At 45.0% G+C, this 15,636-nt stretch carries 16 protein-coding genes; 4 read left to right on the top strand and 12 right to left on the bottom strand.

Annotated features, from left to right (window positions below):
• Positions 1-227: 227 nt before the first annotated feature.
• A complete protein-coding gene (locus ACIG3F_RS13420) occupies positions 228-701 on the top strand; it encodes a hypothetical protein (protein WP_396470290.1) in 474 nt (157 codons plus the stop codon).
• 100 nt (positions 702-801) lie between these two features.
• A complete protein-coding gene (locus tag ACIG3F_RS13415) occupies positions 802-1,689 on the top strand; it encodes an EamA family transporter (RefSeq protein ID WP_396470289.1) in 888 nt (295 codons plus the stop codon).
• A 74-nt stretch (positions 1,690-1,763) separates the two neighbouring features.
• Here ACIG3F_RS13415 and pcaD read toward each other — a convergent pair whose 3' ends face one another.
• The 12 genes from pcaD to ACIG3F_RS13355 all read right to left on the bottom strand — a co-directional run bounded on the left by pcaD (position 1,764) and on the right by ACIG3F_RS13355 (position 12,954).
• Positions 1,764-2,543 (bottom strand): 3-oxoadipate enol-lactonase, encoded by a 780-nt coding sequence (gene pcaD, locus ACIG3F_RS13410; protein ID WP_278357015.1) that lies wholly within the window; start codon positions 2,541-2,543, stop codon positions 1,764-1,766.
• 59 nt (positions 2,544-2,602) lie between these two features.
• A complete protein-coding gene (gene pcaF, locus ACIG3F_RS13405) occupies positions 2,603-3,808 on the bottom strand; it encodes a 3-oxoadipyl-CoA thiolase (protein WP_396470287.1) in 1,206 nt (401 codons plus the stop codon).
• A 133-nt stretch (positions 3,809-3,941) separates the two neighbouring features.
• Positions 3,942-4,598: a 3-oxoacid CoA-transferase subunit B gene (locus tag ACIG3F_RS13400; RefSeq protein WP_396470286.1), complete on the bottom strand. Its 657-nt coding sequence runs from the start codon at positions 4,596-4,598 to the stop codon at positions 3,942-3,944.
• Positions 4,599-4,619: 21 nt separating this feature from the next.
• Positions 4,620-5,291, bottom strand: a complete 672-nt coding sequence (locus ACIG3F_RS13395) for a 3-oxoacid CoA-transferase subunit A (RefSeq protein ID WP_004731110.1) — start codon at positions 5,289-5,291, stop codon at positions 4,620-4,622.
• A 37-nt stretch (positions 5,292-5,328) separates the two neighbouring features.
• On the bottom strand, positions 5,329-6,549 hold the full coding sequence (gene benE, locus ACIG3F_RS13390) for a benzoate/H(+) symporter BenE (RefSeq protein WP_253148409.1): 1,221 nt from the start codon (positions 6,547-6,549) through the stop codon (positions 5,329-5,331).
• Positions 6,550-6,607: 58 nt separating this feature from the next.
• Entirely contained in the window at positions 6,608-7,393 is a 786-nt protein-coding gene (gene benD, locus ACIG3F_RS13385) for a benzoate diol dehydrogenase BenD (protein ID WP_396470285.1), read from the bottom strand.
• Between the two features lie 14 nt (positions 7,394-7,407).
• Positions 7,408-8,427 carry a benzoate 1,2-dioxygenase electron transfer component BenC gene (gene benC / locus ACIG3F_RS13380; RefSeq protein ID WP_396470284.1) on the bottom strand — a complete coding sequence of 340 codons (1,020 nt, stop codon included), beginning with the start codon at positions 8,425-8,427 and terminating at the stop codon, positions 7,408-7,410.
• A gap of 90 nt (positions 8,428-8,517) precedes the next feature.
• Complete coding sequence (gene benB / locus ACIG3F_RS13375) at positions 8,518-9,009, bottom strand: benzoate 1,2-dioxygenase small subunit (RefSeq protein ID WP_005096959.1); 492 nt, start codon at positions 9,007-9,009, stop codon at positions 8,518-8,520.
• Positions 9,006-10,394 carry a benzoate 1,2-dioxygenase large subunit gene (gene benA, locus ACIG3F_RS13370; protein ID WP_396470283.1) on the bottom strand — a complete coding sequence of 463 codons (1,389 nt, stop codon included), beginning with the start codon at positions 10,392-10,394 and terminating at the stop codon, positions 9,006-9,008. The genes benB and benA overlap by 4 nt, the downstream gene beginning before the upstream one ends.
• A gap of 71 nt (positions 10,395-10,465) precedes the next feature.
• Positions 10,466-11,386, bottom strand: a complete 921-nt coding sequence (gene catA, locus ACIG3F_RS13365; protein WP_004731099.1) for a catechol 1,2-dioxygenase — start codon at positions 11,384-11,386, stop codon at positions 10,466-10,468.
• Between the two features lie 154 nt (positions 11,387-11,540).
• Entirely contained in the window at positions 11,541-11,831 is a 291-nt protein-coding gene (catC, locus tag ACIG3F_RS13360; protein WP_004647036.1) for a muconolactone Delta-isomerase, read from the bottom strand.
• Between the two features lie 13 nt (positions 11,832-11,844).
• The gene (locus tag ACIG3F_RS13355) at positions 11,845-12,954 is read right to left on the bottom strand and encodes a muconate/chloromuconate family cycloisomerase (RefSeq protein ID WP_396470282.1); all 1,110 of its coding nucleotides are present in this window, start codon (positions 12,952-12,954) and stop codon (positions 11,845-11,847) included.
• Between the two features lie 115 nt (positions 12,955-13,069).
• Here ACIG3F_RS13355 and ACIG3F_RS13350 point away from each other — a divergent pair, with 115 nt between their 5' ends.
• On the top strand, positions 13,070-13,981 hold the full coding sequence (locus ACIG3F_RS13350) for a LysR family transcriptional regulator (protein WP_219309342.1): 912 nt from the start codon (positions 13,070-13,072) through the stop codon (positions 13,979-13,981).
• 229 nt (positions 13,982-14,210) lie between these two features.
• Positions 14,211-15,584, top strand: coding sequence for an MFS transporter (locus ACIG3F_RS13345; RefSeq protein WP_396470281.1), 1,374 nt, complete (start codon positions 14,211-14,213; stop codon positions 15,582-15,584).
• Positions 15,585-15,636 lie beyond the last annotated feature (52 nt).

Here is a 15,636-nt window from a genome sequence, read left to right as displayed (position 1 = left end):
AAATAGACGGAAAAGATTCGGTTTACGCATTAACTTAATCGCTGCACTGGTAAACCGGATGAACTTGCAATAACGACTTTCGCAAGAGATCTATTGAATATTTAGAGTCTAATCACAGAAATATAGAAAAAATTGATGCTTGGACTAGTACATTTGAATCTAAAAAAAGTGAAGTATCAGAATTAGAAAAGCGTCTTGAAAAAAATAAACAAACTTATGATTTCGTTTTGCTCAATAAAGGTTTTAAAGAGCTTTATGATCAGAAAAAAATAGAGTTAGATAATGCAAAAGGTACTTATAGCTTTGTTGCAGCAACAATGTTTTCTATACCTTTTGTGGAATTAGGTGCATTAATTGGAGCATTTTTCTATTTTGATGGAAAGCTACCTACTGGTATGTGGTTTATTTCTATTCCCTTCATTACTTTAATTTTAATTACGTTATATATTTTAAAAATTTCTTTACAAGACAAAAGAGCAGTCCAATCTCAAATGATGCAGCTAGAACTTCGCATGGCACTGTGTCAGTTCATCCATAACTATGCTGAAGATTCAGAAAAACTGCATAAGAAAAATGCAGCAGGCTTTGAGAAATTTGAAAATATTATCTTTTCACCGCTAGTTTCATCTGATGACAAGATTCCAACCACCTTTGATGGAATGGAGCAACTTGCCAAATTAGTGAGTGAATTTAGAAAGTAATCCAAACTTTCCGCTATCGGCGAGTATCCTATTTTTAATTAGTCAGCGCTTTTACTAAGGCATAGAATTAATTTACTTTTGAGGTAATAGCGATCAGTAGATGGCATTCAGCTGGATTTTCTTCACTTTAATGGCTGCATTTATGCAGGCTTGGCGTAACGCCTTTCAAAAACAGCTTAGTACCACGGTGGATGTGTGGGGAGTCACCCTGGCACGCTTTATTTTTGGCTTGCCATTTGCTGTGCTGTACCTGAGCAGCCTGTATTATTTCAAGCCGGTTGAAAGTGTGGCTCACTTCACCCCAAAGTTTTGGATCTATGTAGTAATTGCTGGTTGCAGTCAGATTTTAGCTACGGCACTGATGGTGCAACTGTTCAAGCAAAAAAATTATGCCGTTGGAGTGGGGTTGGCGAAAAGCGAAGCCATTTTAGCCGCCATTATCGGCGTGACCTTTTTAGCGGATCATTTGTCATTCCTGGCGTGGATTGGTGTGGCACTAGGCGGATATGCGGTATTTTTATTGAGTAAAGACCAACAGGTCAGTGGGTTTTCAGCCAGAACACTGGCTATTGGCATCGGAAGCGGTTTAAGTTTTGCCATTACCTCACTACTGGTACGCGAAGCCAGTTTAGAATTAACCACTTTACCAACCTTGCATCGTGCGGCCTGGGTGTTGTTAATGGTGATCAGTTTTCAGTGCCTGAGTATGCTGCTTTATCTAAGCCTATTCAGCCGCCAGACTTTAGTGGCCATGTGGCAGCGTCTGGGCTTAACTTTTAAAGTGAGTGTGTGCAGTTTTATGGCATCACTAGGCTGGTTTACTGCCATGAGCATGATGAGTGTGCCGGTCGTGAAAACCTTAGGACAAATTGAGATTCTGTTTAGTATGCTGATTTCGGCATATTTCTTTAAAGAAAAACTGGCACGTACCGAGCATTGGGGTCTGGGCTTAGTAGTGATTGCAGCGATTTTAGTGATCTGGGCCTGATGTAGAACCAGTTTTTTAAATCTAAGCATAAAAAAGCCACTGATCAACAGTGGCTTTTTCTTTGCCTCTAGTATTTAAGCTGCAATAAATTTCTGAACTGCCTGATTAAAGGCTTCTGGTTGCTCCACATTGGAAATGTGCGAGGCATTGATTTCAAACAGCTGGCTTTGTGAAATTTCAGCTTGCATGGCTTGACCATCTGCAACTGTCGTCACCGGGTCTTGCTGACCGGCCACAATCAGTACCGGCACTGAAATCGTTTTGATCTGTTCACGTAAATCCGCCTTAGCCAAAGCTTCGCAACAACTTGCATAACCTTCCGGGCTGCCAGCTCCAAGGTCGTTTGAAAGTTCTGCAACTATCGCTGCGTTGCTCTGGATAAAGGGATCGGTAAACCAACGTGCTGCTGCTGTCGATGCAATCGGCGCCAGACCTTGTTCACGTACCAGTGCGGCACGTTCCAGCCAGGCCTGTTCCTGACCGATCTTGGCAGCAGTATTGCAGATAATCACGTGGCTAAAACGTTCGGGCTTGTTGATTGCTAACCATTGACCGGTTAAACCACCCATTGAAATACCACAGAATGCAGCTTTTTCAATTTTTAAATGATCAAGTAAGTTTACAACATCCTGACCTAACTGTTCCAAGCTATACGGACCTTGCGGTGCAGATGAAGCCCCATGACCACGAGTGTCATAACACACAACAAAATAATCTTGCTGGAAAAATTTAATTTGTGGTTGCCACATGCTGAATTTGGTGCCTAGTGAGTTAGAAAAAACCAGGGCAGGTTTACTGGCATCACCAAAGGTCTGGTAATTGATCTGGGCATCGTTGGATGTAAATGTTGGCATTGAAATCCCTCCCGACCTCCCTTTAAAAAAGGGAGGAGGTTTATCTTTTTAATAGGTTGTTAGACGCGTTCAATAATCAAAGCGATGCCTTGACCGACACCAATACACATTGAACAAAGACCGTATTTACCACCGGTTTGTTCCAGCTGGTTCAGTGCTGTAGTTACAAGACGTGCACCAGATGCACCGAGTGGATGACCCAAAGCAATTGCACCACCATTCGGATTGACTTTCTCTGAACCATCTTCAATGCCAAGGTCACGAGTACAAGCCAAAGCTTGTGCTGCAAAAGCTTCATTCAACTCGATCACGTCCATCTGTTCAATAGTCAAACCTGTTTGTGCCAACAGTTTCTTGATAGCAGGTGCAGGACCGAAGCCCATGATGCGTGGTTCAACACCAACGACGGTTGAACCAATAATTTTGGCACGTGGTTTCAAGCCGTGTTGAGCAACCGCTTCGTCAGATGCAATTAATAGGGCAGCCGCACCATCGTTAATACCAGAAGCATTACCCGCCGTTACTGTACCGTCTGCTTTCACCACAGGTTTCAGTTTTGCCAGAGCTTCTGCTGTGGTTGAAGCACGTGGATGTTCATCAGTATCCACAACCACCGGATCGCCTTTACGCTGTGGAATCACTACAGGAATAATTTCATTGGCAAAGAAACCATTGGCCTGCGCTGCTGCGGTACGTTGCTGGCTGGTCAGGGCAAACTGATCCTGGTCTGCACGGTTGATGTTGAACTGCTCCGCCAGATTTTCAGCGGTTTGCGGCATGGTTTCCACACCGTACATTTCTTTCAGTTTCGGGTTGATGAAACGCCAGCCCATGGTGGTGTCTTCAATCTTTTGGCTACGGCCATACGCCGTTTCTGACTTGCCCATCACGAATGGGGCACGCGACATGCTTTCTACACCGCCGGCAATGATCAGATTGGCTTCACCGGCTTTAATCGCCCGTGCTGCCATTGCGATTGCATCCATTGATGAACCACAAAGACGGTTCACGGTCGTTGCTGGAACCTGATAAGGCAGGCCTGCAAGCAGCGAAGACATGCGACCGACGTTACGGTTATCTTCACCGGCCTGGTTGGCACAGCCATAGATCACGTCATCGACCTGTTCCCAGTTCACCGATGGATTACGTTCCATTAAGGCTTTAATTGGCAGCGCCCCAAGGTCATCTGCACGGACAGATGCGAGACCACCGGCATAACGGCCGAATGGGGTACGGATGGCATCGATAATATATGCGTTTTTCATTGTGTATTTGCTCACATATTTAAAAGAAGAAAACTCCTCCCTTTTTAAAGGGAGGTTGGGAGGGATTTAATGAAGTAGTTTTATTCCTCAAATCCTCCCTAAATCCCTCCTTTAATAAAGGAGGGACTTCCCCTTAATTTGATTGAGTCGCATCAATCAACTTGGCGCCAGTCAATGACTGCAATTCTTCAAATGACAGACCTTCGACTTTCTCAATCACTTTCATACCTTCGTTGGTCACATCAATCACACAAAGGTCGGTATAAATGCGGTCGACACATTTCAATCCAGTCGCAGGATAAGACAGTTCAGCCACAATTTTTGGCTCGCCTTTTTTGGTCACGTGATCTGTGGTAATAAAGACTTTTTTTGCACCCACAGCCAGATCCATCGCACCGCCGACTGCAGGAATTGCATCTGGAGCACCAGTATGCCAATTCGCCAAGTCACCATTTTCAGCGACCTGGAAAGCACCCAGTACGGCGATGTCTAAGTGACCGCCACGCATCATTGCGAAAGAGTCACCATGATGGAAGAAAGAACCGCCTTCAAGTAAGGTCACGAATTCTTTACCGGCATTAATCAGCTCAGGATCGCGGTCTTCTTCAGCAGGAGGAGGACCGAAAGCCAGCAGGCCATTTTCAGAGTGCAGGAATACGTCTTTGTCGCTTGGCAGGTAGCTTGAAATCTTGGTTGGTAAACCAATACCCAGGTTCACATAAGCACCATCAGGAATGTCTTGTGCCACACGTTCAGCGATCTGGTCACGGGTCAGTTTGTTATAGCTCATGAATCTTCTCCTTATCCGTGATTACTGTGCAGGTTTAACTTGAACAACGTGTTGAACAAAAATTCCTGGGGTAATGATGTGCTCTGGATCCAGTGCACCCAGTTCAACCACCTCAGAAACCTGTGCAATGGTTACATCAGCTGCCATCGCCATAATCGGGCCAAAGTTACGGGCAGATTTACGGTAGACCAGATTGCCCCAACGGTCGCCTTTAGATGCTTTAATTAAAGCAAAGTCAGCTTTAATTGGATTTTCTAAAACGTAGTCTTTGCCTTCATAGTTCATGGTCGGTTTGCCTTCCGCCAGCAAGGTACCAAAACCGGTAGGGGTGTAGATTGGACCTAAGCCCATACCAGCCGCCTGGATACGGCAAGCCAGATTACCTTGCGGTACCAGTTCCAGTTCGATCTTGCCTGCACGATAAAGCTCGTCAAATACCCAAGAGTCTGACTGACGCGGGAAAGAGCAAATGATTTTACGCACAGCGCCCGCTTTAAGCAGTTTCGCCAGACCATAATCGCCATTACCGGCATTGTTGTTGACAATAATCAGGTCTTTAATACCCAATTCGATCAGACCATCAATCAGTTCAGCAGGCTGACCCGCTGTACCGAAACCACCGATCATAATGGTAGAACCGTCCTTGATCTGGGAGAGTGCTTCTTTCAATGATAATGAACTTTTATCTATCATAATCTGGTCCTTACATATCCTAAACTGATGGATGTCTTTAAACTCGTTTTGAATCTGATGCTGTAACCGGAACTGCGTTACGGTTTTTCTGTGACAGCAGAAAATGTGCGACCAGGCCAATGCAAATTCCCCAAAAGACTGAACTCAGTCCCAAGAAATGCATGCCGGAAGCAGTCGCTAAAAAGGTGATCAGTGCTGCATCACGTTGCGACTCTTTGCCCATGGCCACGGAAATGTTGGTGGCAATCGCACCCAGTAATGCCAGTCCTGCCAAAGCCGCAATTAATTCTTTGGGCATCAGGCTAAACAGCATGACAATACTGCCGGCAAATAAGCCGCCTAAAATATAAAAAAGCCCATTCGCCACACCGGCGATATAACGCTTTTCTTTCAGCTCGTGGGCATCTTTCCCCAGACACAAAGCAGCCGTGATAGAGGCCAATACGATGGTAATACCCCCAACACAGGCCACTGCAAGCGAGGCAATACTGGTCGCACTGATAATCGGCTTGGCTGGCATGTCATAACCACTGAGTTTGATAATCGCCATTCCCGGTAAAAACTGGCCAGACAGGCTGACCAGAATGAGAGGGAGGGCCAGATTCAGGGTTGAACTCCAAGTCCATTCCGGTGCAATAAATTGTGGAATGGCCAAACTGAAATCTGCCGTAACCGGGTTAATCTTGCCCAGTAACATGCTTAAAACCACACCGGCAACCAGTACCCAGACCATGGCATAGCGTGGACTGAAACGCTTGGCCAGTAAAAATACCGCCAGCATGCCAAAGACGATATAGGGCATGGTATCGGTCGCGGTGAACAGCCCTAAACCAAACTGCAATAAAATCCCCGCCATCATTCCGGCAGCCACTTCCTGAGGAATCCAGAACAGCAATTTGTCGAAATAACCGGTGATCCCAATGAAAAAAATCACCACGGCAGAGGTGATATAGGCAGCAACCGCTTCATTGAGCGAAATATCGGGAAACAGCGTGACTAATAAAGCCGTTCCGGGCGCAGACCAGGCGGTGACGACAGGTATTTTGTATTTAATTGATAAAAAGATACCTGCGAGTGCAGCACCAATAGAAATTCCCCAAATCCATGAAATCATCATGTCTGGGGAAACTTGAGCTTGCTGTGCCGCCTGGAAAAAAATGATCAGTGGCCCTGAATAGGAAATCAGCACTGCTAAAAATCCTGCAACAGTCGCTGAAATTGACCAATCATTTTTTAATGTCTGAAACAGGGTATTCATTGGTGATGTGCCTCCTTGCGTCTAACCATGAGCCTGTTAAAAATCGTGATGATCAGGACTAGCCCTGATCACCACCACCGACCGGTACCACCGTACCTGTCATATAAGATGATTCATCGGAAGCCAGGAATACAATCGCATTCACTTGCTCCAGAATCGTACCGTAGCGTCCCATGAATGTACGGTCAATGGTCTGATCAACCACTTGCTGCATCCATTCCTTTTCAGATTCAGTCAGTGGATTGGCATTGCGCGGTACTTTACGGGGTGGTGCTTCAGTGCCACCAGTCGCGATTGCATTGACACGGATTCCGTCTTTGGCATGTTCAAAGGCAAGGGAAGCGGTCAGGCCGTTCACACCACCTTTCGATGCCGAATATGGCACACGGTTAATGCCGCGTGTCGCAATAGAAGATACGTTTACAATGGTACCTTTCTGATTTTTAATCATTTCCGGAAGAACTGCACGGCAGCACCACAAGGTCGGGAACAATGAACGGTTCACTTCCTTGATAATTTCCTCTTCAGAAAATTCCTCGAAAGGTTTCATCCAGATCGCGCCACCGACGTTGTTGATTAGCGCATCGACACGGCCATAGGTTTCTAGCGCTTTTTCAACAACTGATTGAGCACCAGCAAACGTTTCCAGATTGGCTTTGACGGTAATCGCATCACCGCCAGTCGCTTCAATTTCAGCCAGAACTTCTTCCACATAAGGCGAAAGGTCAGCCATGACGACTTGAGCGCCTTCGCTCGCCACTTGCAGCGCGACACCGCGACCGATGCCTTGCGCGGCACCGGTCACGATTACAACTTTATTTTCAAATCTTTGACGATTAGACATTGAACAAATTCCCTCTATTTGTTGGCAGAGAATTTTTCAAACAGGAAGCTTGCAGGTTTTACGCCTTCAGCATCCAGCCAGCCGCGAACGGCTTCAACCATTGGTACAGGGCCACACAGGTAGACATCTACATCACCGCCATTTAGCCATTCGTTCTCAATATGACCGGTTACATAGCCTTTACGCTCATGTGTAGATTCCGGGTTAGCAACCACTGTACGGTATTCGAACCACGGGAATTTTTCTTGCAGTTCGTTCAGTTTTTCAATGGCAACCAAGTCAAAGTCATTGGTCACACCAAATACTAAACGCACTGGATGTTCTGAACCTTTTTCTTCCAGTACTTGCAGCATTGACATGAATGGTGCAATACCTGTACCACCCGCCAGCATCAAGACGGGACGGGTCACAGGGCGAAGGTAGAAGCTACCAAATGGACCGGTAAAAGTCATCTTGTCGCCAGCTTTGGCATTTTTACTTAAGAATTCACTCATTTTGCCGTTCGGTACGTTACGTACTACGAAACCGGTCAAGCGGTCGCTTGGCTTTGAGCTGAATGAATATGAACGGGTTTCAGTCGTACCTGGAATACCGACATTGACATATTGACCAGCCAGGAAATGAATATCCGGTTGACCTTCATCTAACTGGATGTCAAAAGTAATGGTCGAGTCAGACAGGTTTTCGACACGCGCCAAAGTACCTTGGAAAGCGTGAATTTCAGTTTTGCAGACTTCTGAAGACGCCTGAATCTGGAACACTGCATCTGAAGTTGGTTTACATTGGCAAGCCAGAATAAAGCCTTCAGCGGCTTCTTCAGGCGTTAAAGCATCTTCAATATAAGTTTCTTCAGGCATGTCAAATGAACCTGATTCACAAAACGCACGACACGTTCCACAAGCACCATCACGGCAGTCCAAAGGAATATTGATCTTTTGACGGTAAGCTGCATCCGACAGTGTTTCACCATCTGAAACAGAAATAAAACGTGTAACGCCATCTTCAAATTGAAGTGCAACATTGTGGTTTGACATGGCTGAATATCCTATATAAATCTTTGTAACTGAGCCTTTCAGCCAATTTTCCATCTGACCGAAAGGCATAACCTAGCTGTAAAAACAGTCTTAGAGGTGATAAATGTCGATAACCTGGTTGATGTAATCGTTTTTCAGTACCACGTATTTGCTTAAAATTTGTGGTTTATCGCCTGAGAAATCGATTTCATAACGAGACATACCGAAATAGCTGTAACTTGTTTTGTAACGGAAGCTCAAAGTATTCCAGTTAAAACGTACAGTCACTTTGTCGCCATCACGTTCAACAATTTCAATATTGCTGAGGTTATGGCAGGTACGTGTGTCCGGCATGGTTGCAGATGAACGTTCAGTCTTGATCCGGAACACGCGGTCTTCTAAACCTTGACGATCTGGATAGTAAATCAACGAGATTTCAGACTGCGGATCTGTGGTCAGTTTGTCATCATCATCCCAAGCTGGCATCCAGAAAGACGCAGTAGGGGCATAACAAGTTAACCAGTCATCCCATTGTTCATCATCTAAAAAGCGGGCTTCTTGATACAGGAACTGAGCAATATTTTCTAAAGTGATGTCGCTCATGCGCTTTCTCCTTCAGTTGATGCTGCAATTTCTTTCTCAGTCGCAATACCTTTTTTGATCAATTCTAACCAGTACTGGTGCTGAGACAGGTATAGACCTTCATCTTCAGTTTTAATACCAGACAGTTTTGGTTTTAAACCGATTTCATTGGCAGCATCATCAGGACCTTGAATCCAGTGTTTAGAACCACGGCACATATCGTTCCATTCCAGCGCGATACCGGCATAACCTGCCTGACAAGCACGGAATTCTTCAAGATCGTCTGGTGTCGCCATACCTGAAGCGTTAAAGAAATCTTCATACTGACGGATACGACGGGTACGTGCTTCAGGCTCTTCGCCTACAGGTGCGATACAGTAGATCGTCACTTCAGTTTTATCGACAGAAATCGGGCGCAGGACACGGATTTGTGAACCGAACTGATCCATGAAGTAAACGTTTGGATAGATACACAGGTTACGTGAACGTTCGATCATCCACTTCGCCATGGCTTCGCCATATTGCGCAGTGTATTCATCTTTCTTGGCAAAGTTAGGACGGTCTTCCGGATTAGCCCATTGAGTCCAAAGCAGCATGTGACCATGTTCAAAGCCGTAAGAACCACCGCCTTGTTTGCCCCATGCGCCTGCGCTCATGGCACGGATGTTGTCGCCAGCTTCTTTTTCTTTACGTTGCTGAGTCGTTGCAGCATAGTTCCAGTGTACAGCAGACACGTGATAACCATCAGCACCGTTTTCAGCAGTCAACTTCCAGTTACCTTCATAGGTATAAGTCGAAGAACCACGTAAAACTTCCAGACCTTGTTCAGACTGATCCACGATCATGTCAATGATTTTGGTCGCTTCGCCCAGGTATTCTTCCAGAGAAGGAACATCCGGATTCAAGCTGCCGAACAGGAAACCTTTATAGTTTTCAAAACGGGCAACCTTTTTCAGGTCATGTGAGCCGTCTTTGTTAAAGCAGTCTGAATAACCCGCTTCAGCCGGATCTTTGACTTTTAATAACTTACCTGAGTTATTGAAAGTCCAGCCATGGAATGGGCAAGTATAAGTTGCTTTATTGCCTTTCTTGTTACGGCACAATTGTGCACCGCGATGCGAACAGGCATTTATCATGGCATTCAGTTCACCTTGACGGTTACGTGCAATGATGATCGGCTGACGACCAATATAAGTAGTATAGAAGTCGTTATTGTTTGGAATCTGGCTTTCATGTGCTAGATAAACCCAGTTACCTTCAAAGATGTATTTCATCTCAAGGTCAAACAGGGCCTGGTCTGTAAATACTGAACGGTGTAGTTTAAATTCACCAGATTCATAATCATCAACCAGTAATTCGTCAATGCGGTCTAAATGGCTGGTGTTAATTACGGGAATACGAGGCATGTCCTTTCTCCGACTTTCCAAGGGGGAAGTCAGCGGGATATATCTCAAGGCATATCCCGCTTCTTAATGTATTAAGCGCTAGCGCGGCGACGATCAACTTCAGTAGAAGGTACGTTTTGTTTCTCTTTCACAAGTTCAATATCAAATTGAATGTGTTTGAAAGGACCGTTTAGACCACGTTTTGCAATTTCAGCTTCATCAGTCACGTCAACCGCAGTTGCAACCAAGCCTTCACGAGTCGCGAATGCAAAGTCATCCCACAGGTATTGGTCGCCTTCAATGTTGAATTGAGTAGTCAGTTTGCGGTAACCCGGTGCAGATACGAAGTAATGTACGTGCGATGGACGGTTACCGTGACGGCCTAATTTGTCCAGTACAAACTGGGTGGTACCTTCTGGAGGGCAGCCATAACCCACTGGCATTGTAGTCAATGCAGTATATTGACCATCGGCAGCGGTAATGATGCTGCGACGCAAGTTAAAGTCAGACTGTGACTTGTCAAAGAATGAGTAGTTACCCAGGCTGTTTGCATGCCAGATTTCAACTTTGGCACCTTCAACACGGTTGCCGTCAGTATCCGTCACTGTACCTTCAATGATCAGCGTCGGGATTTTGCCTTCTTCAGAACCATCATCCATACGCGCAAAGCTTACAGTTTCAGGTGCGCCAGCGACATAAAGTGGACCTTCAATCGTACGTGGCGTACCGCCAGTAATACCTGCTTTAGCATCTGCTTCATCAGCACGTAAGTCTAGGTAATGCTCCAGACCCAAACCTGCAGCCAATAAACCTAATTCGTTCGCTTGACCGGCATCAGTAAAGTATTCCAGGCCTTTCCACAGTTCTGACTGGGAAATATCAAGATCTTCGATAGCCTGGAAAAGGTCGCCCAATAAACGCACAACAACTTGTTGTACACGTTCATCTACAGGACCTGTCGCTGTATCAACGTTCATTTGCTTAACTAATGCATCAATTTCTTGGCGATTCATACTATTGCTCCTAAAGTATGTCTTTCATCTTTTAGTGGCGCACTTTTTTAGCTTTCATTGGCTGGCTAAATCTGGCTGGCCACAATCCTTGTTGAGGTACCCTCTGTTTTCGATTCGGAAGGGGAATCCGGTGACTCCCAATCCGCTCATTTAATCAACTGTCGTCATCTCGAACTGAAGATGGGTGACGGTTTAATGCCATCACTTCAATATTCATATAAGGATAGAGCGGCAAGCCTTGTAACAGGTTGTGCAACTCTTCATTGCTTTCAACATCAAAAATACTGATGTTTGAGTACTGGCCCGTGATGCGCCAGATATGACGCCATTTGCCTTGACGCTGCAATTCCTGCGAATAGGCTTTTTCAACAGCCTTAATTTCGTTTGCCTGTTCAACTGGCAGGTCACGTGGAATGTTTACATCCATACGTACGTGGAAAAGCATGGGTTTCTCCTGATTACTGACGACGCAAGTTGTCAATCTTGTTTTCATCCAACTCAATCCCCAGACCTGGTCCTTTCGGAATCTCAAGTTCAAAGTTTTGATAGTTGAGTGGGGTTTTTAAAATATCTTCAGTCAGCAGCAAAGGACCAAACAGCTCGGTACCGAACGCCAGACTTTCAAAAGTAGAGAACACATGTGCCGAAGCAATCGTGCCCACCGGGCCTTCCAGCATTGTGCCGCCGTACAGGTCAATACCTGCAAGTTTGGCAATCTTGCCTACTTCACAACCTTCAATCAGACCACCTGACTGGGCAACTTTGACTGCAAAAACAGATGAACCGTTTTGTTTGGCAATCTCATACGCTGAGTGCGGGCCCATTAACGATTCGTCTGCCATGATGGCAACATCAAAACGTCGGGTCAGACGGCGCATGGCATCCAGGTTATCAATTGCACATGGCTGTTCGATCAGATCAACACCGCCATCTTGCAATAACTGAATGCCTTTAATCGCTTCCAGTTCTGACCAAGCACGGTTCACATCCACACGGATCGAAACGTCTTTGCCTAAGGCTTTCTTAATTGCCAGCACATGTTCAACATCTTCTTCTACCGGACGAGAACCGATTTTCAGTTTGAAAATCTTGTGACGTTTTGCCGCAACCATTTTCTCTGCTTCAGCAATATCTTTTTCGGTATTGCCAGAAGCCAATACCCAAAGAACTGGAATACTGTCACGTAAGCGGCCACCGAGGATTTCGCTTAATGGCAAACCTAAACGTTGTGCCTGAATATCTAAAAGTGCAGTCTGAATCGCACATTTGGCAAAACGGTTACCATTAATATTCTTTTTAATTGCTTGTAATGTCTGTGCAACATTTAAACCTGATAATGTTTTTAAAAGAGGCGCAAAATAAGTTTCAATATTAACTTTTACGCTTTCCGGGCTTTCATCACCATAACCTAAGCCACCGATAGTTGTTGCTTCACCCCAACCGATGTAACCATCTTCAGTGGTGATTTTGACCAATACCAGGGTCTGGGTTTGCATCGTCGCCACTGCCATCTTGTGAGGGCGAATGGTTGGGATTTCTACCAGCAAGGTTTCAACTGACTTATACATAATACGGGTTCACATTCTTGCTTTAATGCTTTGACTTGATATACCTTAAAAGAATAATGTTGATTGGTCTAAGATCGATTTAGCATTTTTTTATACTTTAAAGGTATTCAAAGCCATGGAACTCAGACATTTGCGTTACTTCGTTGCCGTCGTCGAAGAACAAAGTTTTACCAAAGCGGCAGAAAAACTGTTTATTGCTCAACCACCTTTGAGCCGACAGATCCAAAATCTAGAGCAAGAGCTCGATATTCAGCTATTTGAGCGTGGTAGCCGCCCGCTAAAAACCACCGAAGCCGGTCAATTTTTCTATCAGCACGCTGTTAAACTTTTGTCTAATGCTGAAGAAATAAAATCGATGACCAAACGGATTGGCATTGCTGATCGCACCATAACCATCGGTTTTGTTGGCTCTTTATTGTTTGGTTTGCTGTCACGGATTTTATTTTTATTTAAGCAGCAGCATCCTTATCTCAAAATCGAGATGATGGAAATGAATACTTATGAACAGATTCAGGCGCTGAAAGAAGGAAGAATTGATGTCGGTTTTGGCCGTTTAAGAATCTCGGATCCTGCGATAAAACGTGTGTTATTGCGTGAAGAACGCCTAGTAGTGGCGGCTCATTCAAGTCATGTACTGGCTCATCGTGAAAATATACATTTATCTGAACTGGTCGATCAGCATCTGTTTTTATATCCGAATACTGGAAAGGCAAATTTTTCGACCCAGGTTCGTGGCATATTTTCCGAGTATGGTCTGGAACCGAAAAATATCCGGATTGTCCGTGAGTTACAGCTGGCACTGGGCTTTGTCGCTGCCGGAGAAGGCGTCTGCATCGTACCAGAAAGTGCGCAAAACATTAAATTAGCCCATCTCAACTTTGTACCTCTAGCAGATGCTTTTGCAGTGAGTCCTGTCTTTATGGCCATGCGCAATATGGATGAAAGCGAATACATCCGTTACCTGTTTGATGCGGTATATCAAGTCTATGATCTTGAAGCACTAAAATACGACCGATCGGTATTTTAATCGCTAAAAATTGTGTGAATGATATAGCACCAAAACCTATGAGGACGTGATAAAAACAACCTGTTTTAGAAAACTCCATGATTGAATAATATATTTATTAATTAATTGAATAGTTTAATTTTACCCAGACCTTATAGGTATAAAGCCATGCCTATTCAGTTTTAGACATTTTTTCCTATTTTCTGCATTGTGAGCAGCATAAGTTGAACTTCACAATTAGGAGGTGGAGATGTCTACAAATAAAGTGAATATAAATACGCTGATTGATGAAGCGAAATTCACACCCTTTCATTGGGGAGTATTGATCTGGTGTTTGCTGATCATTATTTTTGACGGTTATGACCTGGTCATCTATGGGGTGGCGTTGCCGCTGCTGATGCAAGAATGGTCGTTAAGTGCAGTGCAAGCGGGAATGCTGGCCAGTACTGCCTTATTCGGGATGATGTTTGGTGCCATGACCTTCGGAACTCTATCCGACAAGTTAGGCCGTAAAAAAACCATCATGATCTGTGTGGCTATTTTTAGTGGATTTACCTTTATCGGTGCCTTTGCCACATCACCAGTTGAATTCGGAATTTTACGTTTCCTGGCTGGCCTTGGAATTGGCGGTGTCATGCCTAACGTCGTGGCATTGATGACCGAATATGCGCCTAAACGTATCCGCAGTACGCTGGTTGCCCTGATGTTTAGTGGTTATGCCATTGGCGGGATGACTTCTGCGCTACTCGGTGCATGGTTGGTGCCACAATTTGGTTGGAAAATCATGTTCCTGCTTGCCGGCGTTCCATTGCTCATCTTGCCGATTCTCTGGAAATATCTGCCAGAATCCCTGATGTACCTGACCAACAAGCAACAGACGGCTCAAGCACACACTATTATTCAAAAGATCTCTCCGACACAGGTCATCACCAGTGACACCCAATTTGTACTGAATGAAGTGCAAAAAGGGGATGAGGCACCATTAAAAGCACTCTTTCAACAAGGCCGTAGCTTCAGTACCTTTATGTTCTGGCTGGCATTCTTTATGTGCCTGTTGATGGTCTACGCCTTGGGTAGCTGGTTGCCAAAACTGATGATTCAGGCAGGTTACTCGCTGGGTGCAAGTATGATTTTCCTGTTCGCCCTGAATATTGGCGGAATGGTAGGTGCCATTGGTGGTGGATATCTTGCAGATAAATTCCATATCAAAAAAGTGCTGACCATCATGTTCTTATGTGGTGCCATTGCATTGATTCTGCTTGGCTTTAACAGTCCGCAATTCGTGCTGTATACCTTGATTGCTGTGGCAGGTGCTGCAACGATTGGCTCACAAATTCTGCTCTATACCTTTGTGGCGCAATATTATCCATCGACGGTACGTTCTACCGGTATGGGCTGGGCATCAGGTATTGGACGTATTGGTGCGATTGTTGGACCGGTACTCACTGGTGCTTTATTAACCATGAATTTACCGCATCAAATGAACTTCTTTGCAATTGCGATTCCTGGCGTAATCGCTGCGCTGGCAATTTTCCTAGTGAACTTAAAAACTTCCGTAGATGGCCAAGCCCTTGCAACACCTGATGTGAAGCCGAATCCATTGGCAAAAGAAGCGACACATTAAGTTAGATTTCAATCAATAAAGATAATATTCCCAATGATATAGATCGCCATCG

This window comes from Acinetobacter sp. NPDC052428, assembly GCF_044547685.1.
Classification (GTDB): Bacteria; Pseudomonadota; Gammaproteobacteria; order Pseudomonadales; family Moraxellaceae; genus Acinetobacter; species Acinetobacter lwoffii_G.
Note: the sequence above shows the minus strand (reverse complement) of the source record. Positions and strands in the feature narration are given on the sequence as shown.

What these genes read in the sequence shown, in the direction of transcription:
- ACIG3F_RS13415 (WP_396470289.1), top strand. Translation starts at nt 802, where the DNA reads ATGGCATTCAGCTGGATTTTCTTCACTTTAATGGCTGCATTTATGCAG.
- pcaD (WP_278357015.1), bottom strand. Translation starts at nt 2,543, where the DNA reads ATGCCAACATTTACATCCAACGATGCCCAGATCAATTACCAGACCTTT.
- pcaF (WP_396470287.1), bottom strand. Translation starts at nt 3,808, where the DNA reads ATGAAAAACGCATATATTATCGATGCCATCCGTACCCCATTCGGCCGT.
- ACIG3F_RS13400 (WP_396470286.1), bottom strand. Translation starts at nt 4,598, where the DNA reads ATGAGCTATAACAAACTGACCCGTGACCAGATCGCTGAACGTGTGGCA.
- ACIG3F_RS13395 (WP_004731110.1), bottom strand. Translation starts at nt 5,291, where the DNA reads ATGATAGATAAAAGTTCATTATCATTGAAAGAAGCACTCTCCCAGATC.
- benE (WP_253148409.1), bottom strand. Translation starts at nt 6,549, where the DNA reads ATGAATACCCTGTTTCAGACATTAAAAAATGATTGGTCAATTTCAGCG.
- benD (WP_396470285.1), bottom strand. Translation starts at nt 7,393, where the DNA reads ATGTCTAATCGTCAAAGATTTGAAAATAAAGTTGTAATCGTGACCGGT.
- benC (WP_396470284.1), bottom strand. Translation starts at nt 8,427, where the DNA reads ATGTCAAACCACAATGTTGCACTTCAATTTGAAGATGGCGTTACACGT.
- benB (WP_005096959.1), bottom strand. Translation starts at nt 9,009, where the DNA reads ATGAGCGACATCACTTTAGAAAATATTGCTCAGTTCCTGTATCAAGAA.
- benA (WP_396470283.1), bottom strand. Translation starts at nt 10,394, where the DNA reads ATGCCTCGTATTCCCGTAATTAACACCAGCCATTTAGACCGCATTGAC.
- catA (WP_004731099.1), bottom strand. Translation starts at nt 11,386, where the DNA reads ATGAATCGCCAAGAAATTGATGCATTAGTTAAGCAAATGAACGTTGAT.
- catC (WP_004647036.1), bottom strand. Translation starts at nt 11,831, where the DNA reads ATGCTTTTCCACGTACGTATGGATGTAAACATTCCACGTGACCTGCCA.
- ACIG3F_RS13355 (WP_396470282.1), bottom strand. Translation starts at nt 12,954, where the DNA reads ATGTATAAGTCAGTTGAAACCTTGCTGGTAGAAATCCCAACCATTCGC.
- ACIG3F_RS13350 (WP_219309342.1), top strand. Translation starts at nt 13,070, where the DNA reads ATGGAACTCAGACATTTGCGTTACTTCGTTGCCGTCGTCGAAGAACAA.
- ACIG3F_RS13345 (WP_396470281.1), top strand. Translation starts at nt 14,211, where the DNA reads ATGTCTACAAATAAAGTGAATATAAATACGCTGATTGATGAAGCGAAA.